Source organism: Bradyrhizobium sp. (genome assembly GCF_035570375.1).
Classification (GTDB): domain Bacteria; phylum Pseudomonadota; class Alphaproteobacteria; order Rhizobiales; family Xanthobacteraceae; genus Bradyrhizobium.
The window spans coordinates 12,226-31,805 of the sequence record NZ_DATMLW010000252.1 but is presented as its reverse complement, the minus strand read 5'-3'; the positions used below and the strand labels follow the sequence as shown (position 1 = coordinate 31,805).

18 protein-coding genes are annotated in these 19,580 nt (G+C 62.2%); 8 read left to right on the top strand and 10 right to left on the bottom strand.

What is annotated here, in order from left to right; translation table 11 throughout:
• Positions 1-169 precede the first annotated feature (169 nt).
• From fdxA to VNX23_RS27730, 4 genes are all read right to left on the bottom strand, one after another.
• On the bottom strand, positions 170-508 hold the full coding sequence (gene fdxA, locus VNX23_RS27745; RefSeq protein WP_325634762.1) for a ferredoxin FdxA: 339 nt from the start codon (positions 506-508) through the stop codon (positions 170-172).
• A 127-nt stretch (positions 509-635) separates the two neighbouring features.
• The gene (locus VNX23_RS27740; protein ID WP_325634761.1) at positions 636-905 is read right to left on the bottom strand and encodes an RNA-binding S4 domain-containing protein; all 270 of its coding nucleotides are present in this window, start codon (positions 903-905) and stop codon (positions 636-638) included.
• Positions 906-1,040: 135 nt separating this feature from the next.
• On the bottom strand, positions 1,041-4,514 hold the full coding sequence (locus VNX23_RS27735; RefSeq protein ID WP_325634760.1) for a helicase-related protein: 3,474 nt from the start codon (positions 4,512-4,514) through the stop codon (positions 1,041-1,043).
• A gap of 507 nt (positions 4,515-5,021) precedes the next feature.
• Positions 5,022-5,885: a DUF3108 domain-containing protein gene (locus tag VNX23_RS27730; protein ID WP_325634759.1), complete on the bottom strand. Its 864-nt coding sequence runs from the start codon at positions 5,883-5,885 to the stop codon at positions 5,022-5,024.
• Positions 5,886-6,425: 540 nt separating this feature from the next.
• Between VNX23_RS27730 and rpmB the strand changes: the two genes are divergently transcribed.
• The 8 genes from rpmB (at position 6,426) to aroQ (ending at position 12,638) form a co-directional block, all read left to right on the top strand.
• On the top strand, positions 6,426-6,734 hold the full coding sequence (gene rpmB, locus VNX23_RS27725) for a 50S ribosomal protein L28 (protein WP_325634758.1): 309 nt from the start codon (positions 6,426-6,428) through the stop codon (positions 6,732-6,734).
• A gap of 216 nt (positions 6,735-6,950) precedes the next feature.
• Positions 6,951-7,766, top strand: a complete 816-nt coding sequence (locus VNX23_RS27720; protein ID WP_325634757.1) for an FkbM family methyltransferase — start codon at positions 6,951-6,953, stop codon at positions 7,764-7,766.
• 9 nt (positions 7,767-7,775) lie between these two features.
• Positions 7,776-8,540 (top strand): glycosyltransferase family 2 protein, encoded by a 765-nt coding sequence (locus VNX23_RS27715; RefSeq protein WP_325634756.1) that lies wholly within the window; start codon positions 7,776-7,778, stop codon positions 8,538-8,540.
• Between the two features lie 12 nt (positions 8,541-8,552).
• Positions 8,553-8,906, top strand: coding sequence for a hypothetical protein (locus tag VNX23_RS27710; RefSeq protein WP_325634755.1), 354 nt, complete (start codon positions 8,553-8,555; stop codon positions 8,904-8,906).
• 117 nt (positions 8,907-9,023) lie between these two features.
• Complete coding sequence (locus VNX23_RS27705) at positions 9,024-9,305, top strand: hypothetical protein (protein WP_414643094.1); 282 nt, start codon at positions 9,024-9,026, stop codon at positions 9,303-9,305.
• Between the two features lie 907 nt (positions 9,306-10,212).
• The gene (locus VNX23_RS27700) at positions 10,213-11,223 is read left to right on the top strand and encodes a tripartite tricarboxylate transporter substrate binding protein (protein ID WP_325634754.1); all 1,011 of its coding nucleotides are present in this window, start codon (positions 10,213-10,215) and stop codon (positions 11,221-11,223) included.
• Between the two features lie 127 nt (positions 11,224-11,350).
• Positions 11,351-12,037, top strand: a complete 687-nt coding sequence (locus VNX23_RS27695) for a cyclase family protein (RefSeq protein WP_325634753.1) — start codon at positions 11,351-11,353, stop codon at positions 12,035-12,037.
• A 160-nt stretch (positions 12,038-12,197) separates the two neighbouring features.
• The gene (gene aroQ, locus VNX23_RS27690; protein ID WP_325634752.1) at positions 12,198-12,638 is read left to right on the top strand and encodes a type II 3-dehydroquinate dehydratase; all 441 of its coding nucleotides are present in this window, start codon (positions 12,198-12,200) and stop codon (positions 12,636-12,638) included.
• Between the two features lie 10 nt (positions 12,639-12,648).
• Here the strand turns inward: aroQ and VNX23_RS27685 are convergent, their stop codons facing one another.
• The 6 genes from VNX23_RS27685 to cobS all read right to left on the bottom strand — a co-directional run bounded on the left by VNX23_RS27685 (position 12,649) and on the right by cobS (position 19,406).
• A complete protein-coding gene (locus VNX23_RS27685; RefSeq protein ID WP_325634751.1) occupies positions 12,649-13,632 on the bottom strand; it encodes a glycerophosphodiester phosphodiesterase in 984 nt (327 codons plus the stop codon).
• Positions 13,633-13,663: 31 nt separating this feature from the next.
• On the bottom strand, positions 13,664-14,776 hold the full coding sequence (locus VNX23_RS27680) for an NADH:flavin oxidoreductase/NADH oxidase (protein WP_325634750.1): 1,113 nt from the start codon (positions 14,774-14,776) through the stop codon (positions 13,664-13,666).
• Positions 14,777-14,875: 99 nt separating this feature from the next.
• Positions 14,876-15,838, bottom strand: coding sequence for a tripartite tricarboxylate transporter substrate binding protein (locus tag VNX23_RS27675; protein WP_325634749.1), 963 nt, complete (start codon positions 15,836-15,838; stop codon positions 14,876-14,878).
• A gap of 229 nt (positions 15,839-16,067) precedes the next feature.
• Positions 16,068-17,969, bottom strand: a complete 1,902-nt coding sequence (gene cobT / locus VNX23_RS27670; protein ID WP_325634748.1) for a cobaltochelatase subunit CobT — start codon at positions 17,967-17,969, stop codon at positions 16,068-16,070.
• Between the two features lie 24 nt (positions 17,970-17,993).
• Entirely contained in the window at positions 17,994-18,404 is a 411-nt protein-coding gene (locus tag VNX23_RS27665; protein ID WP_325634747.1) for a GNAT family N-acetyltransferase, read from the bottom strand.
• Positions 18,405-18,407: 3 nt separating this feature from the next.
• Positions 18,408-19,406: a cobaltochelatase subunit CobS gene (gene cobS / locus VNX23_RS27660; RefSeq protein WP_325634746.1), complete on the bottom strand. Its 999-nt coding sequence runs from the start codon at positions 19,404-19,406 to the stop codon at positions 18,408-18,410.
• Between the last annotated feature and the right edge of the window lie 174 nt (positions 19,407-19,580).

Here is a 19,580-nt window from a genome sequence, read left to right as displayed (position 1 = left end):
AGCGAATTGCGGAAATATAGCACATTTCCCGCAAAAATCAATGATTTATGGCCCCTCAGCGGGGTTTTGGGCCGAATTTTGCCGGTCGCAAAAGCGTTAGGGTTAAGCCAATGGGCAATAAAAAACGGGAATCGGCCCGCGACCGCGAACTAAAGTTCCATGCCTGGAACTAGTCGCCCGCCCCTGGCGCTGAAGAAAAATATTTTTCGAACTTGCCTTCGACCCCCTCGAATTCCTTTGCGTCAGCCGGGGATTCCTTCTTCTGGGTGATGTTCGGCCAGGTCTTGGCATATTCGGTATTCACCTCGAGCCATTTTTCGAGACCCGGCTCGGTGTCGGGCTTGATGGCGTCGGCGGGACATTCGGGTTCGCATACGCCGCAATCGATGCACTCGTCGGGGTGGATAACCAGCATGTTTTCACCCTCGTAGAAACAGTCCACGGGGCAGACTTCGACGCAGTCGGTATATTTGCATTTGATGCAGGCTTCAGTGACGACGTAAGTCATCCAGGGCTCCGAACGGTCGTTTTTGTGCGGGTTGCGTAGCGCAGGAACTCATCAGCCGCAAGTGAAGCAAAGCGCCTGCCGGCATGCTTTTTTCAGGCCATCGCGCAACTGGCTGCGCCAGAGATAATCACTCCGGGTAATCCTGCAAATCCAGATAGAGCGCGCGTGCCGACGGTGCATCTCCCCGCCGCTCCGAAAACCCGATCACCTTGAGAAGGCGCACGCTTCGATCGAGTCCGATTGTCAATACGTCACCTACCTTGACCCCATGGCCGGGCGCCGTCTCGCGCACACCATTGATGCGGACATGACCTGCCTCGACCAGCGCGGCGGCGCTGGTGCGGGCTTTGACCACCCGCGCGTGCCACAGCCACTTATCGAGACGCTGACGTTCCAACGATCCGGTCCGGGACGGCCTTTGCCCGTCAATCCCAGAGCATGATCCGGAAAAGTGGGAACCGGTTTTCCGAAAAGATCATGCTCAAACAAAAAGATGAGATCATGATGCGATTCCACTTCATCGCTTTATGACCTAGTCCTTGCGGTTGGCGGCAAGCTGCTCTTTCAGCGCCGCCAGCTTGGCGAAGGGCGAGTTGGGATCGATCGCGCGCTCGCGATCGCGCGGACTTGCGCTCGTCGCATATTGTCGATGCGACGGGCCGCTTTCCCGGCCGCCCTTGTCGCGGTCACGCTTGTCGCGACCGCTCCGGTCGCGCCCACCGCCCTCGCGCCCGCCGTGGTCGCGTTCGCCGCGGAACTTGCCCTTGTTCCTGTCCTCACCCCGCCCCTTGCCTTCGAAGCGTTCGCGCGGCCGACCGCCCTTGTCGTCGCGCGATTCGCGACCCGCCGCCCCCTCGGCTGCGGCAGCCTCGGCCGGTGCATCGGAATGGGGTTTGCGGAACTCATGGCGGTCGCGCCGTCCGTGCCGCCGCTCACGCCTTGCGCCTTCGCCTTGTTCGGTCGCAGCCGCCTCGCCCGCGGCGCCAGGCTGCACCGCATCCGCGGCGCGATGCTGGCGGCGATGCCGGTGACGATCATGGCGCTGCGGCCGCCGCTCGTCTGATCGGCCGCCGGGACGCCAGACCTCGACCAGTTCTGGCTCGGCCGGCGCAGCCACCGCAGGTGTGCCCGAATCCGCCGGCGCCGCCTCGGCGACAACCCCGCTTTCCGCCGGCGCTTCCGTTAGGGGCTGCGCAAGCGTTTCGGGAGGCGCGGGTGTGGTTGCCGCCTCAACGACACTCTCCGCTTCTGTTTTCGCTTCGAAAGCGGCGGGCACATTCTCAGTTGCGGTTTCCGGCTCGCGTGGTCCCATAGAGAACGCGACCTCAGGCAGCAGCGTCAGCGACGAAACCACCGCAGGCTGTTCGACCGGCGCCGACGCCTCGTGAACGACTTCGGCCGTACCTGTTGTTTCCGCTGCGGCAACGTCCTGGGCCACGCTCACGGGAGCGGCTTCGGCAGAAGCCTCCGCCTTGCTTTCCGCGGGCGCGGCTTCGTCAGCCGCTGGCGTTTCGACCGCCACCGGCTTCGGCGGCGGCGGGGGACGGCGCTCCATCCGATAGCCGAGCGCGCGCAGGATCGAGGCGAAATCTTCGCCGGCCGAGCCGGTCAGCGACGTCATCGCCTGCGTGACCACAAATCCGCGGCCGTCGAACGCACCGGGCGGCTTCTCGCTGGGCGAAGCCTCGCGCCATGCCAGCGCGGGACGGATGAGATCAGCCAGCCGTTCCAGAATGTCGACGCGCACCGCGCGCTCGCCACACTGGCGATAGCCGAGCACACGATAGGCATCGCGAGGAAGCGCCTTGTCGACCGGGAAAGAGGTGCGCCCGCTCGCGGCAAGATGCTGCGCACCTGACAGCACCGACAAGTCGACATTGTCCTGCTTCAGTGCCCAGAGCAGCGAGGCGAGCGCGCGCGCCGCAGGCTTGAGAAGCTGCGGGACATAAATGTGATAGGCGCCGAAGCGCACGCCGTATTTGCGTAACGATGCCCGCGACGGCTGGTCGAGATCCTTCATTTCGGAGGCGATTTTCGTGCGCTCCAGCACGCCCAGCGATTCGATCAGCTGGAAGGCGATGCCGCGCGCGATTCCCGTGACATCCTCGGCCTTGCCGAGCTCGAACAGCGGCCCCAGGAGCTTTTCGATATGCGTCTTCAGCCACAGATCGAGCCTCGTCTGCACCGCCTCGCGCGGCGCACCGGTCAGGCGCTCGTCGGAAATGATGCGGATGCGCGGATGCAGCGCGTCGTCGGCCGCCACCAGTCGTGCGACCGCATCGCCGGTCCAGCGGATGGTTCCGTCCGAGGTCAGCACGAACTGATCGTCACGCGCGGCGGCCAGTTTCTCGGCACGCGCGTCAATTTCGCCGGCGAGCGCCTTTTGCGCGGTGGCCTGCAAGGCCTTGGCTTCGGGGCCGGCCTCTGCGGCATCCGGCGCAAAGGTGAAACCATCGAGACGGCCGATCACATGGCCTTCTACGATCACTTCGCCGGTCTTGCCGATTTCCGTGTTCAACATCGTGTTTTCCCGCAAGCGGCGCATCAATACACTGGTACGGCGATCAACGAAACGCTCTGTAAGGCGTTCATGCAGCGCATCGGATAATTTATTTTCGATGTCACGCGTAATTCCCTGCCAATGCTCGGGATCAGCCAGCCAGTCCGGACGGTTGGCGACGAACGTCCAGGTGCGAATCTGCGCGATCCGTCCCGATAACGTGTCGATATCGCCGTCCACCCGATCCGACTGATCGACCTGGGCGGCAAACCAGGCATCCGGAATCCGCCCTTTTTGCATCAGGAATCCGAACAGGCTCGTGACAAGCTCGGCATGCGCGGCCGGCGCGATCTTGCGGTAATCCGGAATCTGGCAGGCATCCCAGAGGCGCTCCACGGCGGCCTCCCCGTGCGCCATATCCCGCACATCGTTATCGCGCGCGGCGTGATCGAGAACGCGCAGATCCTCGGCGATGGGAGCGCGGGTCAAGGATTCGTGAGCGGGTGCGAGCGCCAGCGAGACCTGCAAGGCGCCGAGCGAAGAAAAATCCAGCCTGGAATTGCGCCACTGCAGCACTTTCACGCTTTCGAAGGTGTGGTTCTGCAGCGCATTGACGAGTTCCGGCTCGAACGGGGCGCAGCGGCCGGTTGTGCCGAAGGTGCCATCGCGGGTGGCGCGGCCGGCACGCCCCGCGATTTGCGCGAATTCGGCCGGATTGAGCCGTCGGAACTGATAACCGTCATATTTGCGGTCGGAGGCAAAGGCGACGTGGTCGACGTCGAGATTGAGCCCCATGCCGATGGCGTCGGTGGCGACCAGATAATCGACGTCGCCGTTCTGGAACATCGCGACTTGCGCATTGCGCGTGCGGGGCGACAGCGAGCCCAGCACCACCGCCGCGCCGCCGTGCTGGCGACGGATCAATTCGGCTATCGCGTAAACCTCATCGGCTGAAAAGGCGACGATTGCGGTACGCCGCGGCTGACGGGTGATCTTGCGGTCGCCGGCGAATTCAAGCTGCGAAAGCCTCGGCCGGGTGACGATGTTGGCGCCGGGCAACAGCCGTTCGATGATAGAGCGCATGGTGGCTGCGCCGAGCAGCAGGGTTTCGTCGCGGCCGCGCCGGTTGAGAACGCGATCGGTGAAGACGTGGCCGCGTTCGAGGTCGGCCGCGATCTGAATCTCGTCGACGGCGAGAAACGACACGTCGAGATCGCGCGGCATCGCTTCCACTGTGGAAACCCAGAACCGCGGCCGCGGCGGCTTGATCTTTTCTTCCCCGGTGACGAGTGCGACCGCATCGGAACCGGCGCGATCGGCGATCTTGTTGTAGACCTCGCGTGCCAGCAGCCGCAGCGGCAGCCCGATCACTCCGGAGGAATGCGCCAGCATCCGCTCGATCGCCAGATGCGTCTTGCCGGTATTGGTCGGCCCGAGCACGGCCGTGACCCCGGAACCGGGAGCCCGTCCGTTTGCAAGCGAGGGCGGAGGTGACGAAAGTGCCATGTTTTTACGGGATTTCTGCGGCGATCGGCATCCGGCGCATCTTGCGCGAGGCGTACAGCGATTTGAACGCGAAAGACGCTGAGGGTTGGAAGTGTTTCACAATGCGACGCTTGTGGGGTCGCGGTTTAAGTTTCGGAACGGTTGCGGAACGAATCGCGCCCGAATCGCTGACTCATATGGTCGTCCTGCTTCGTTCACCGCAACATATCGCGCAGATAGCGTGTTTTGCCACTAGATCAAGTTTGACTCGGGCCGACAAGCGGCGGTTTTGACCGCAAAATCCTTAAGCCCGAAGGGGGCTTCGAGTCGAATCAGAAGTGGATAAGAGTCAACAGGATTCGGTGAGGTCCCTTGTCGCCGCGGCGCGACGAATTGATGCGCACCCTCAACTCAGACCGATGGGACGCGACGAAACGCCAGGTGAAATCGCACATCGGCGAATTTCCGGATTCCGGTGCCCACACACCATCAGGGACGACGGATTCCTCGCCTCAGACGCTTTTCAATTCAGTTCGTCTTTGCCACCCGCGGCGGTGTGGCGGTCGTGATGAACTGCGTGGCCTCCAGCATGGCAAGCCCGAGCGGCGTCGGGATCACCAGACGGAACGGAGCCAGGATGCGGGTGCCGAGAACCGGAGCAAACGCGATTTCCATGTTGCGCGCAGCGGCGAGGTACTTGATCACGGGACGATCGGGAATGTAGCCGGCGACCGGCACGAAATAGATCGCGCAGACCACGGCCGGACCCTGATAGCCCTTTTCCGCCTTCACGGTTTCCATGCGCTTGTAATCAAGCCTGAGGTCGTAACGCATGCGGCCGTCGAAGACCGCTGCGCTGGCGCGGCAGGCGTCGGGGCCAAGCGGATCGCCATTGCCCGGCACGCGCAGCATTGCGCCCGTCATCGGATCGAACACGCCGCGGCGGTGGGCCTCGGTCACCGGAATCCGGTTGGGATCGACCGGCCATTCCGGATCAAAGGTGAGTTCCTTGATGGTACCATTCGCAAGGATCATGTGAATGGCCTGGGTATATTTCGGGGTCGTGGTGGTGGCGCTGTAATTGGTTGAGAGCAGCGCGCCGTTGACGACACGTCCCTGCGAGGAAGCGGCGCCCGAGCCGGAGGTGAAGGCCTTGAGCAAGCCGGCCGTGCCGCCGACGGCGGAAGCGGAAAACTGGTCGTCCGAAATGTCGATGGTCCAGGCACCCTTGCCGACCGGAAGACCCGCCAGCGTGGCCTGGTACTGCGCTTCCAGCCTGCCCTGGGCAAAAGCCGGACCGGTGGTCAAGCCGAAAAGACCCGCAAACAGGCTCAAGCCGACCAGCGCCGGAAGCACCCGAACGGCCCGCCCGGGCGAGGTCAATCTGGACATGATCACGGAAGGACAGTCCTCAAGGCAGCAGGATCCAGGGCAGCGGGAGCAAGCGGTCATTTAAACAAAAAAGCCGGCGAACAATGGGTTGCACGCTTTTTAGGTAAACCGGAAAAACCCGTGCCGAAGACGCGCGCACAAAAAATGAACCGGCAATGTCGGTTGCGAATACGCCGTTTGTGTGATGCAAAAAAGACAGGCTAAATGCCTGCAAGACCCCCATTTCCGCGACCGAACGGGGCCTTAAAACCTTGACGCTTGAAGCATCTGCCCCTATAGGTCCCCGGTTCGCTAGTGTGGTGGATTTGACATTCGCTTCAATCTCGCCGCGGCACCTCGAAAAGCGAATGTCAAATCCAAAACCACACTGGAATCTGATATTTGCTAGTGTCCTTTTTGGTTCCGACATTCGTCGAAGAACCCGCCGCGGCACGATACGAAGGTCAGAACCAGGACACCAGGATGGACATGTTTTTGACCCCTTGGCGCCGCCCCCTCGTGAAGCGGGACGGGAGCCGGGACGGAAGAGGATTTCTTAAGATGTCGCGGCGTTGTGAACTGACGGCCAAGGCCCCGCAGGTGGGCCACAAGGTGAGCCATTCCAATATCAAGACCAAGCGGCGCTTCCTACCGAACCTCTGCAACGTCACCTTCATCTCCGACGCGCTCGGCCGCAACGTGCGCTTGCGGGTTTCGACCAATGCGATCAAGAGCGTCGATCACCGTGGCGGGCTGGACGCCTATCTGTTGAAGGCCCGAAACAACGAGTTGTCGCCCCGCGCGCTGGATCTGAAGCGCCAGATCGCGAAGAAGATGGGTGCGGTGGCGCCGGTCAAGAAGGCAGGCTGAGCTTCGCCTCAGGGCTATCTGTCATCGATGATGCTGAAATGGCTGGGTCGAAGTCCCGGCCATTTTGTTGATGTCTGATCACCAGTTTCGCTTTCGATTTTGTCAACGACCCCTTTGCATTGGCTGGCACCTTGCGCCAAACAATCTGGTGGAGTGGATTCGGCATTCGCTACCGTGCCAACCGCTCGTCGAGCAACCCCCTTTGGCAGACCCAAATTGCGCAAGTCTCGCGTTCTTCGTCCCCTTCACACCTTGAAGTTTTTTGGCGCGTGGCTGGTGCCATGGCGGGCGGCCTTCCTGACCCGGGCCGAGCCGTCCGGGCTTTCGTTTTTCGTTTCACACCGCGACGGGATCGGACGCCAGGTGGCCAAATACGGCTGCATCGAGCCGGAATTGACCACCTGGATCGGCAACAGACTTCAACAGGCGCCGACGGGCATTGTCATCGATGTCGGCGCAAATCTCGGCTGGCACTCCGTTCACGCCGCCCAACACGACGGCGTCGAGAAGATCGTCGCTTTCGAGCCGGATGCCTTCAACGCCTGGCTGTTTGAACGAAATCTCGCGATCAACGCCATTGACAAGGTCATCGTCGAAGCCCGCGCCGTCGGCGCCGCGCCTGGTCTGGCCCGGCTTTATCGCTACAAGCCTTCCAACAAGGGACGGCATTCGCTGTTGAAGGACTACGGCCTTGGCTCGCGCCTGGTTCCCATGGTCGACATCGATTCGGCGATCGATGCTCTCGGCCTTGGCGATCGCCGCGTGGTGCTGATGAAGATCGATGTCGAAGGATACGAGCCTTCGGTCATTGCGGGGGCCGCGCGAACGCTCAACCGGACGGACGCGTTGATTACCGAATATTCGCCCTCGCTGAGCCGATCGGGCGATTTGTCTCTCGATGAAATGACGAGCCGGCTCCTCGGGGCCGGCTTTGTCCCACACCTGCTCATGGACGATGGCGACACGAGGCGGATCGACCAGAGCGAGCTGGGTCGAATCGAACGCCAGGTCGATGTGATCTGGACCAGATGATTTTCGGATATGACGAACCTGTCCCTGATCGTGATTACCAAAAACGAAGAGGCATCGATCGCCCGCTGCCTCGGCTCGGTGAAAATTGCGGACGAACTTGTCGTCGTTGACAGCGGCAGCACCGACCGCACCGTCGAAATTGCCCGCGCCCACGGCGCCAATGTCGTTTCAACCACCGACTGGCCGGGGTTCGGACCGCAGAAGGCCCGTGCCCTGGATTTGGCGCGCGGCGACTGGATCATCTCGCTTGATGCCGATGAGTGGATAGAGCCGGGTTCAATGGCCGTCATCGAGAAAGCCATCGCCGATCCGAATGCGCCAAGCGCCTACAGGATGTCGCGGCGATCCCGCTTCTGCGGAAACATCATCCGCCATAGCGGCTGGTCGCCCGATTACGTCGTCCGTCTGTTCCGGCGCGATCGCGCGCGCTTCTCGGATCATCTGGTGCATGAAAGCCTGATTGTGGACGGCCCGATCAGGCGGCTCGACATGCGCATCGAACACGACAGCATCACGTCGTGGGCGGATGCACAGGACAAGATCGAGCGCTATTCCATCGCCGCCGCGCATCAGCTCGCGAGCCGCGGCGTCCGCGGCTCGCCGCTGAAGGCATCTCTGCGTGGATGGTCGGCCTTCCTGAAAACCTATGTCTGGCGCGCCGGTTTTCTCGACGGTGCTGCGGGCTGGCACGTTGCCGAATACAATCGTCGCTACACCGATGCGAAGTGGCGGAGATTGGCGGAAATTTCGGCGGGCAAGCTACGGCACGAATAAAAGTGGAGCGACATGTCGCTGCGAGAGCCTGCAAACGTTTTGGTTCCCCTCGACCGGGTCCGCGGCCTGTCGTCCTGGAAATACGCCAGATTGACCTTCTCGATTTACTGGCGACGGCTCAGGAAGAAATTGCCGCGACATTTCAGGTGCGACTGCGGCGCGCGCTATGTGTGGAGCCTCCACGAACATCAGCATTGGGACCAGATCCAGACGATCACCTGTTACGAGTGCGGCGATATCTATCTCACCCTGCAAAACACCATCGTCCGGATTATCCCGAATCCGCTTCATCGCTCAATGATCAGCGACCGCGGCATCGCTGACGGCCATCCCTTCTCCGCGCTGGCACGCCGGATTCTTCCGTGAGGCGGATGGAACGGGCGGCATCAATCCGGTCTGAAGGCCCTTCGACAGAACGCGGCGACTCCGCCGTGCCTTGATTTCTCGCGTAATTTAAAATGTTACAAATCATTCATTGGAACCTTGCTTGCAAAGGCGAGCCTTTCCCATACCTGTTCGCCAGAGGAAAACAGCATGAAACAATCAGAGATTTTCCGCGAAAATGCCGAGAACTGCGCGCATCTCGCCGAATCCGCAGCCAATGAACCGACCTTTCTCCGATACAAGAGGATGGAAGCTGCCTGGCTGGCGTTAGCCAACGAGCAGGACTGGCTGGACGGAGAAGTGTCTCCTGCACCCCTTTCCGTTGCCCGCAACGGCAATACGAGCAACGCCGGCAAGGCAGCATCCGATCCCGCCGAGTGAGGCTGGTCGCACGCGCCGTAACTCAAAAAAACGCAACACCACCAGCGTGACGCTAACTTGCGCTTGACAGTTTCTTTTGGGGACGAAAGGTGATTTGCCCGTCGTGCCAATTCGTCGCATGCGCTCGGTGTTGCTCGTTGCCCCAAATCAGCGGCACGATTCGCCTCGTCTCGTGCCCGCAAGAGGGGCGTTTCGCGATCGTCACGAACGTTGGCGCGGGATGCGATGGACGTTTATATGCCGATGACGAACGGCATGGAGCGGACGGCGAAGTCGTGTCGTTCTGGCGCCCCGACGCTGGCGTCAAGTTGGCGGCGATGCTTTTCGCATCGCGCCAATGACGGAGGCAAGAAAGCCCGGTCTCCGGGAAGAGCACGAAGGAAACCGTTAAAACCATTCGCGCGGGGAATGCCGGACGAAAACGGTGTGATCCGTGGTGACTTGCTCGTGTGCTTCTCGTTTTTCGCACGCGAGGCTGCGGGCGCATCGATCGCCCGGCATTCCCTGCGCCCTTGATCTTTTTGAGAGGGCCGCGAGTTCGACAAACCTCGGGCGCTTGCGCCGCGGGAATGTTTTGGCGTGTCCTTCGCGACGACCGAACCGAACGCACCAATCGTCGCCCCTGCGACCCGTCTCCGCCAAGGCTTCGCCGGGGCTTGCACCTCAGGCCGACGAAGCTTTAGCGAAGGCGGCAAGCAGGGACCCATAACCCCCGATGTCAATTGCAGCTAAAGCCGCCGACCAAGGTGCAAAAAGGAGAAGCCGCGGCGTATGGGTCCCCGCGTGCGCGGGGACGACATCGATGGTGGTAGCTGCCCAAGTCGGTGCCAGCATCCAACGCCCCTCGAATTAAATTTCGCAGTGTGATGAGATAACAAAAAGCCGTCAGTGCCTCTGGAGCGGAACAATGCTTAAAACAACCAGCGCCCTTGCCTCGCGCCGCCACATGTTGAAAGCCGCGGGTCTTGTGATCGGCGCGGCGGCCGCATCCCACCTCGGCATCAAACGGGCGAGCGCTGCGTCCTATCCGGAGCGGCCGATCAAAATCATCGTGCCGTTCGCGGCAGCCGGGCCCACCGACATCATGGCGCGCATTCTCGCACAGGGTCTTGGCTCCGCGCTTGGCGGCAACATCATCGTGGAGAACAAGCCCGGCGCCGGCGGCAATATTGGAATCGGATATGCGGCACACGCGGCGGCCGATGGCTATACCCTGCTCCTGGTCTCCACCGCTTATGTCGTCAACCCCAGTCTTTACGCCAGGATTCCTTACGACCCGTACAAGGATTTCGCGCCGATCACCGAACTCGGCTCCACGCCGAATTCGATCATGGTGACGCCCAGGCTCAACATCAACTCCATCGCGGAATTGATCGCGCGCGCCAGGGCTAATCCCGGCGAACTCAATTGGGCGAGCCCGGGCGCCGGTACCACGCCGCACCTCTCCGGCGAGTTTCTGAAAATCGTGGGCGGAATCGAAATGACCCACGTGCCGTTCAACGGCGCGGCGCCCGCCATCCAGGCGCTACTCGCCGGCACCACGCAGGTCGCCGTCTCGGCGTTGCCGCCGGTGCTTCCCTTCGCCCAATCCGGCGAGATCAAGGTGCTTGCCGTCACCAGCGCCAACCGCTGGCCCGGCCTGCCGGACGTGCCCACCATGGTCGAGCTTGGATACAAGGACTTCACCGCCGAAACCGCGCAATTCCTTTTTGCGCCGGCTGCGACCGCGCCCGACATCGTGGAAAAATTGTCGGCCAAATCGATGGAAGTGCTCAAGACGCCATCGGTCGTGGAGCAGTTGCGCGTCAACGGCTACGAGGTCACCGCCGCTGGAAGCCAGGCCTTGCGAAAACGCCTCGAGGTCGAAATACCGAAATGGCGCGACATCATCAGCAAGGCCGGCATCAAGCCGGTGTAACCTCGAACGTCATTGCGAGCGCAAGCGAAGCAATCCATCCGGTCTCAGACGCAATATGGATTGCTTCGTCGGTCCACTGCTCGCAAATGACAGCATTGAAGGCCTGAAACAGGAAAGGACTCAAGCGTTGAAGATCGTCGACCTCAGCCGTGAGCTCTACCACCGCACGCCGAGTTATCCGGGGCATTCCGCCATCATCCACGGCGTCTGGAAGACCCACGAGGAATCTTTCGCCGATAGCGGCAACGTTCACGGACTGGCGTCGATGTATTTTTCGATGCCCGATCATGGCGGTACCCACATCGACGCGCCGTCGCATTTCGACCGCAGAGGTCAGCCAATAGATGAATATCCGCTCGAAAAATGCATCGTGCCGGGCATCTGCGTCGATCTGCGCCATATCGCGCCGCGCGCAGAGATCACTCCGGCCGATCTGGAGACGGCGGTCAAGAAGGCCGGCCTTGCGGTGCCGAAGGGCGGCACTGTCCTGCTCTGCACCGGCCACCACGAACGCACCTTCCCGCGCAAGGAATATGCGACCGAGAATTCCGGCGTCAACGTTGCGGCGACGACGTGGCTCGCCCGACAAGGCGTCGTGCATTTCGGCATCGACTCGATGCGGCCTGGACCCGAAGGCAAAGAGAATTTGCTGGTACACAAGGCCTGCTTCGACCTCGGCATCACCCATATCGAGAGCCTGTGCAATCTTGAATCCCTGCTCGGTGCCGGTCCGTTCACTTTCATCGGCCTGCCGATGAAGTGGCGCGGTGGCACGGCCTCACCGATCCGCGCGGTGGCGGTGTTCGGGATGTGAGTGAGTGATGGCTCCGACGAGCGTAAACTGACCACAAGCCGGTCATGCCCGGCCTTGTGCCGGGCATCCACGTCTTAGCTGCCAACCGAGCAAGACGTGGATGGCCGGGTCAAGCCCGGCCATGACGAAATGTAAAACCAGAATTCTCGAAAGGCACGCCATGAAACGAGTGATGATTCTCAACGGCCCAAACCTCAATCTGCTTGGCGTGCGCGAGCCGCATATCTACGGCACCACGACGCTTGCGCAGATCAGGGAGGCTTGCGAGCGCGAGGCAGCGAAGCTCGCTCTGACGATTTCGTTCCACCAGTCCAATCACGAGGGCGAACTCGTCGACCTGATCCAGTCGGCGCGGCAAAATGCCGACGCTATCATCATCAACCCAGCCGCCTATTCCTTTACCTCGATCGCGATGGTCGACGCCATCAAGGCGTTCGATGGCCCGGTCATCGAGGTGCACGTTTCCAACATCCACGCCCGCGACGAACATCACCGGCACTCGAAGATCTCGCACGCCGCGACCGGCGTCATCTGCGGGCTTGGCCCCCATGGCTATATCGCCGCGATGCGGGCGCTCACCGAGATGCCGACGAAGTCATGATCGAATCCGTCTACGGCGTCACCGGCGATCCTTTGGGCAGGGCGATGCCCTTCGAGGCGGCCACCTGGCGCAGGAGATCGGGGCGGTCGGAAATGATTCCGTCCACGCCCAACTCGATCATGCGCGCCATGTCGGCCGGCTTGTTCACGGTCCAGACCACGACCTGAAGACCCAGCGCATGGGATTCGGAAATCAGCGCCGGAGTGACGTCGCCCAAATAGGGCGACCAGATCGCACCGCCCGCGGCCTTGATCGTGCGCGGAAGCGATTGGCCATGTTCGGCGGGATTGAAGCCTGCGGTCCACGCCGTTGCGCCGTCGAGCGAGACCGTCGGCGCCGACCCCGACTGGACAGTCAGATACACCGTGGGCATGCCGGCGGCGAGCCGTTGCACCAACTGCAGCGTCCGCCAATCGAACGACTGCACCATGACCCGGCTTTCGAATTCTTCCGCGCGCAAGAGGTCAAGCAGCAATTCGACAAAGCGGTCGGGCCCCGGCGATTCCTGCGGATGACCGGGATCGATCTTGGTTTCGATGTTGAGCCGCACCTGGCGGTCGCCGGACTTGCGCACGAGGTCGATGACTTCCTTCAGGGTCGGAATTCTCGTCTGCGGCACGGCGCGCTGGTCGGGAAATTGCGCGGCATATCTGCTGCCGGGCCGAATCTGGCCGACATCGAATTGCTTCACCTCCTCAAGCGTGAGCCGGACAAAGGGCGTGCCTGGCGAAGCGACATATTTGCCATCCGGCCCCTGGGCAAGATCGTGGTTGAGACCGCGTTCATGGGAGACGACGATCACGCCGTCGCGCGTCACGCCGATGTCGAGCTCCAGCGTGTCGACGCCAAGCGAAAGCGCATTGGCAAATGAGGCAAGGGTATTTTCCGGAAGCAGTGCGCGTCCGCCGCGGTGGGCTTCAATGTCGAACGCCATGACGTCACCGCCGATCAGGAGAAAAAGTGCCGCGAGCGCGAGGCGATGGACCGAACCCATGAGCGATCCTCCGCCGCGTGATCAGATGATCTCACCTTGCGCCGAACGTCGTCTTTCCGAACAACTCCTTCTGCGTCGACGGCTGCGAACGCCAATATTGCGGCGGCGCGAACACTTGCCCGCCGAGTTCGGCCGCGGCGTGCCACGCCCAGCGCGGGTCGTAGAGCATGGCGCGGGCGAGCGCGACCATGTCGGCCTTGCCGGATGCCACGATCTCTTCGGCCTGCTTCGCCTCGGTGATCAGGCCCACCGCAATGGTGGTGAGGCCGGTTGCTTTCCTGACCGCCTCGGCGAACGGCACCTGATAGCCCGGCGAAAGCGAAATCTTCTGCAACGGCGAGACGCCGGCGGAAGACACGTCAATCCAGTCGACGCCGCGCTTTTTCAGTTCCTGCGCGTATTCGATGGTCTGTTCGAGATCCCAGCCGCCCTCGACCCAATCCGTCGCCGACACCTTGACGCCGACCGGTTTATTGCCGGGAACCACCTCGCGGATCGCGTCGAACACTTCGAGCGGATAGCGCATGCGGTTCTGCAGCGACCCGCCATATTGATCGGTGCGCTTGTTGGCGATCGGCGACAGGAACTGGTGCAAGAGATAGCCGTGCGCGCTGTGCACCTCGATCGCATCGATGCCGAGCCGCATCGCGCGCCTTGCGGTGTCGACAAAGGCCTCGCGCACGCGCTTCAAGCCTTGCGCGTCGAGCGCACGCGGCGGCAATTCGCCCTCCTTGTGCGGCACGTCGGAGGGTCCTTCGGTCTGCCAGCCGCCCTCGGCGAGCGGAATCTGCTGCCCGCCGTGCCAGGGCCGGTGGCTCGATCCCTTGCGGCCGGCATGCGCAATCTGCATTGCCACCGCGATCTTCGAACGCCTGCGCACAGAGGCGAGAATCGGCTTCAGCGCGGCTTCGGTGGCGTCGTCCCAGAGTCCAAGGCATCCCGGCGTGATGCGGCCGATCGGCTCGACATGGGTCGCCTCGATGCAGAACATCGCCGCGCCCGACAGCGCGAGCGAGTTGATATGGGTGAAATGCCAATCATTGGCCTCGCCATCCTCGGCCGAATATTGGCACATCGGCGCCACCATGATGCGGTTCGGCAGCGCAAGCTCACGCAGGCGGATCGGGGAAAACAGGGCGCTCATGGAGGTGTCCTGAAAACGGGTTTGGGCCAGATGAGAGTTCTATACCTTGCCGACTGGCGGAGGTCGAATGCTCGCAAGGGTGAGGCACCCGACAGGATTTCAGGGCTTGATCCCTGCGGCCCTGACCACTTCGAGATTTTCCGCCGTTTCGCGCGCCACGAATGCGTCCATTTCCTGTGGCGTCATCGGCTTTGGCTCGATGCCGAGCCTGCTCAGGCTCTCCTGCATCGAAGGCTCGGCGAGAAGTTTTGCCCCCGCAGCATGAAATTTTTCGACGACATCGCGCGGCGTTTTCGCCGGCATGAACACGCCGAGCCAGAACACGCTTTCGGCGTTCTTCAGACCGGCCTCGGCCGGCGTTGGCACATCCGGCAGCTCGGCAACCCGTTTGGGCGTTGACACCACGAGCGCATGCGCGCGCCCCTCCCTGATCAGGGGAAGCGCGGTCGCAAGCGGGCAGAAATAGAAATCGACGCGGCCGCCGAGAATATCGGCGACCACTTCGGCGCCGCCGCGATAGGGAACATGGGTTGTTTCTATTCCTGCGGCGAGGCGGAATTTCTCCGCACTGATATGTGTCGCACTTCCAATGCCGACCGAGCCGAATACAATCGATCCGGGCTTTGCCCTGGCATCAGTGATGAAATCCTGCACGGTTTTCCACGGCCTCGTCACCGGCACGATCATCACATTGGCGCTGACACCGATCATCAGCGCCGAAGCAAGGTCTTTGGTGACATCAAAGTTCAGCTTGGGATAGATCGCAGGCGAGATCGCAAGTGCCGAGGACTGGGCGAGAACGCTGTATCCATCCGGCTCCGCCTTCACGACCGCCGCGGTACCGAGTGTGCCGCCGGCGCCGGGGCGATTTTCCACGACAATGGCCTGGCCGAGTTCGGCCGAAAGACGGTCGAACACCACGCGCGGCACGACGTCGGCGGCACTTCCTGCGCCGAACGGGATGGTCGCCTTGATCAGCCGCGACGGCCAGTTTTCCGCCCAAGCAGCCGCTGCCGCGAAAAACAACCCCAAAATAATCGTCCATCGCATCGCATGCCGCATCAACCGCTCCGCTTCACTCCGCCACGTGGCGCCGCAGAGCTGCTGGCAAGAGCCGCCCTTTCTGACAAATGTCGCGCCTTTGAACGATAAAATTACAAAACAGACTCACTCCACGAGCGGCACCAGGTTGCGCTTGATCGGCGATGGCCGAAATCCCTGCTGTCGTCGATTGAGAAGATCACGGCGGCAGAGAGCCGCCTGTTCAGCCGGAATCGGTCATCTCATTTGGTCAGGAGTGCAGTCGCCGCGGTGTGCCGTTTCTGGCAGGCGGCGGCACGCCATGCGTCTCGGTGAACAATTCGGCGAGCTTTTCGGTGATGGCGCCGCCGAGCTCTTCGGCATCCACGATGGTAACGGCACGACGATAGTAGCGGGTGACGTCGTGACCGATGCCGATGGCGATCAGCTCGACGGGCGAACGGGTTTCGATCTCCTCGATGACATGGCGCAGATGCCGCTCGAGGTAGTTGCCGGGATTGACCGACAGCGTCGAATCATCAACTGGCGCGCCGTCCGAGATCATCATCAGGATCTTGCGCTGCTCCTGGCGGCCGAGCAGCCGCTTGTGCGCCCAGTCCAGCGCCTCGCCGTCGATATTTTCCTTCAACAGGCCCTCGCGCATCATCAGGCCCAGATTCTTGCGCGACCGCCGCCACGGCGCGTCGGCCGATTTGTAGATGATGTGGCGGAGGTCGTTGAGCCGGCCGGGATTGGGCGGCTTGCCGGCGGCAAGCCAGGCCTCGCGCGACTGTCCGCCCTTCCAGGCGCGGGTCGTAAAGCCGAGAATCTCCACCTTGACGCCGCAACGTTCCAGCGTGCGCGCCAGGATGTCCGCGCAGGTCGCGGCCACCGTAATCGGGCGTCCGCGCATCGAACCCGAATTGTCAAGCAGCAACGTCACCACGGTGTCGCGGAAGGTCGCTTCCTTTTCGTGCATGAAGGAGAGCGGATGATAGGGGTCGGTCACCACCCGCGACAGGCGGGCGGGATCGAGAATGCCCTCCTCGAGATCGAATTCCCAGGCGCGGTTCTGCTGCGCCATCAAACGGCGCTGCAGGCGGTTGGCGAGGCGCGCGACAATGCCCTGCAGATGCGCCAATTGCTTGTCGAGGTAGCTGCGCAGTCGCTCCAGCTCATCATGGTCGCACAGGTCTTCCGCGGCGACCACTTCGTCGAATTTCGGCGCGAAGGCATGATATTCGGGCCCGCGCGGTTCATTGGCGCCGCGCGCATTCGGCCGCGTCGCTTCGCCCGGTGTTTCGTCGTCGCCGAGTTCGCCGTCATCGAAGGTATCGCTGGTGGAAGCCTGCGCGCTTTCCATCGCGCTTTCCGACATCTCGTCGGCCGTCGCCTCGGCCTGATCGGCGCTCATTTCCTGCGCGGCATCGGAATCGGGCGAGCCTTCCGCGCCGGACTGGTCGTTTTCACCGTCGCGATTATCGTCCTGGTCCTCATCTTCGTCGGCATCGGCGTTGCGGTCGTCGCCGAGGTCGAGCGCCGACAACAAGTCGTGAACCGCGTCGCCGAATTTCGCCTGATCCTCGGCCACGCGGTCGAGCCGGTCGAGTCGCGCGCCGATCTTGTCTTCCAGGATCGGCCGCCACAGATCGACCATCTTGCGCGCTGCCGCCGGCGGCGAAAGTCCGGTCAGCCGCTCGCGCACCAGCATGGCCAGGGCGTCGGACAGTGGCGCGTCGGCCCGATCAGTGATCTCATCGAACTTGCCGCGATGGAAATGGTCGTCGAGCATCGCGGTGAGATTCTTCGCAACACCCGACATTCGCCGCGAGCCGAGCGCTTCGACGCGTGCCTGCTCGACGGCCTCGAACACGCCCCGCGCCTGCGGATTTCCCGGCATCAGCTTGCGATGCACCTTCGGATCGTGACAGGCGAGCTTGAGCGCGATCGAATCGGCGTGTCCGCGCACGATGGCGGCATCGCGCCGGTTCATCTTGCGTGCCGGCTCCGGCAGCCGCGCCTTGCCAGGCGCCAGACCCGGCCGCTCGGCCGCGAACGTCACTTCAAGCTCCGGCTTTTTCGCGATCGCCCGCAGGCAAGCGGTCACTGCGCGCTTGAACGGCTCGGTCGGCGCTTCCTTCGGCCCGGTGCGGAATTTGGAATTGGTGGTCATCGCCGTCCTTTGAACGCCCGTCCCTTACAACGCCTTGGTGAACCAGTGACGCGTCACGCCGTCGGGATAGCCGTCGATCGTTCCGAACGCCTTGTAGCCCAGCGCGCGGTAGAAATCCGGCGCCTGGACGCTCATCGTGTCGACATAAGATCGTACTGCGCCGAAACGCCGGGCTTCGTCCTCGATCTTCCTGATCAAGGCGGTGCCGTGACCCTTGCCGCGGTACCGCTCCTCGATCCAGAACAGCTGGATGAACAACACGGTCATCCAGACTTCGCCGACAATTCCGCCGACGATCTTGCCTTTTTCCCGAAGCGAAACCGCGAAGCGGCGATATTTTTGCTTCGCCATCCTCTGTTCGTTGTAGCGGATAAGCCCGCCGAGCACCGCGCGCTTGGTCTCGCCAATCGTGCGCTCGACGGCAATCGCCGGCATGGATCAGCTCAGAGCCACGTTGACCGCAGATTCCGCAAGCTCCGCGTTGAAGCAGCGCTGATAGAATTCAGCCACCAGCGGCCGCTCCAGCTCGTCGCACTTGTTGAGGAAGGTGACGCGGAACGCAAAACCGATGTCGCCGAAAATCTCGGCATTCTCGGCCCAGGTGATGACGGTGCGCGGGCTCATGACGGTCGACAAGTCGCCGTTGGCGAAGGCGTTGCGGGTGAGATCGGCGAGCCGCACCATCTTGTTGACGATGTCGCGGCCTTCCTGGGTGCGGTAGTGGCGGGCTTTCGCCAGCACGATCTCCACTTCTTCGTCATGGGCCAGATAGTTGAGCGTGGTGACGATCGACCAGCGGTCCATCTGGCCCTGATTGATCTGCTGGGTGCCGTGATAGAGGCCGGATGTATCGCCAAGACCGACCGTGTTGGCGGTCGAGAACAGCCGGAAGGCCGGATGCGGCTTGATCACCTTGTTCTGGTCGAGCAGCGTCAGCCGGCCCGAAACCTCGAGCACGCGCTGGATCACGAACATCACGTCGGGACGACCGGCATCATACTCGTCGAACACGAGCGCGACATTGTGCTGGAGCGCCCATGGCAAGATGCCGTCACGGAATTCGGTGACCTGCTTGCCGTCCTTGATGACGATGGAATCCTTGCCGACCAGATCGATCCTGCTGATATGGCTGTCGAGGTTGACGCGCACGCATGGCCAGTTGAGCCGCGCCGCCACCTGCTCGATGTGGGTCGACTTGCCGGTGCCGTGATAGCCGGTGACCATGACGCGCCGGTTCTTGGCAAAACCTGCGAGGATGGCGAGCGTCGTAGCGCGGTCGAAACGGTAATCGGCGTCGACGTCAGGCACGTGCGGATCGACTTCAGAGTAGGCCGGCACCTCAAGATCGCTGTCGATGCCGAAAACCTGTCGCACCGACACTTTCATATCGGGCAAACCGGCAACTTCCTCAATTTTGGTCAGGGCGGCGGTCGTCATCAATCCTCCGAGGTCCCGGGCGCGCCGGAAACCAGATCTGCGGTATGGCTGCGGATGGGTGCTTTACGGAACCTATCAGAGAGCGCGGATTGGCAGAAGCCCGCCATCAAATCAAAGTTCCGTTGAATATTCATTGAGATAAGTATGGGACCCGGTTTTTGGAAGGCTGCTCTG

Coding starts and splice junctions, on each gene's coding strand:
- rpmB (WP_325634758.1), top strand. CDS start 6,426: ATGTCGCGGCGTTGTGAACTGACGGCCAAGGCCCCGCAGGTGGGCCAC.
- fdxA (WP_325634762.1), bottom strand. CDS start 508: ATGACTTACGTCGTCACTGAAGCCTGCATCAAATGCAAATATACCGAC.
- cobT (WP_325634748.1), bottom strand. CDS start 17,969: ATGACCACCAATTCCAAATTCCGCACCGGGCCGAAGGAAGCGCCGACC.
- VNX23_RS27730 (WP_325634759.1), bottom strand. CDS start 5,885: ATGTCCAGATTGACCTCGCCCGGGCGGGCCGTTCGGGTGCTTCCGGCG.
- aroQ (WP_325634752.1), top strand. CDS start 12,198: ATGAAACGAGTGATGATTCTCAACGGCCCAAACCTCAATCTGCTTGGC.
- VNX23_RS27675 (WP_325634749.1), bottom strand. CDS start 15,838: ATGCGGCATGCGATGCGATGGACGATTATTTTGGGGTTGTTTTTCGCG.
- cobS (WP_325634746.1), bottom strand. CDS start 19,406: ATGACGACCGCCGCCCTGACCAAAATTGAGGAAGTTGCCGGTTTGCCC.
- VNX23_RS27710 (WP_325634755.1), top strand. CDS start 8,553: ATGTCGCTGCGAGAGCCTGCAAACGTTTTGGTTCCCCTCGACCGGGTC.
- VNX23_RS27700 (WP_325634754.1), top strand. CDS start 10,213: ATGCTTAAAACAACCAGCGCCCTTGCCTCGCGCCGCCACATGTTGAAA.
- VNX23_RS27735 (WP_325634760.1), bottom strand. CDS start 4,514: ATGGCACTTTCGTCACCTCCGCCCTCGCTTGCAAACGGACGGGCTCCC.
- VNX23_RS27680 (WP_325634750.1), bottom strand. CDS start 14,776: ATGAGCGCCCTGTTTTCCCCGATCCGCCTGCGTGAGCTTGCGCTGCCG.
- VNX23_RS27665 (WP_325634747.1), bottom strand. CDS start 18,404: ATGCCGGCGATTGCCGTCGAGCGCACGATTGGCGAGACCAAGCGCGCG.
- VNX23_RS27715 (WP_325634756.1), top strand. CDS start 7,776: ATGACGAACCTGTCCCTGATCGTGATTACCAAAAACGAAGAGGCATCG.
- VNX23_RS27685 (WP_325634751.1), bottom strand. CDS start 13,632: ATGGGTTCGGTCCATCGCCTCGCGCTCGCGGCACTTTTTCTCCTGATC.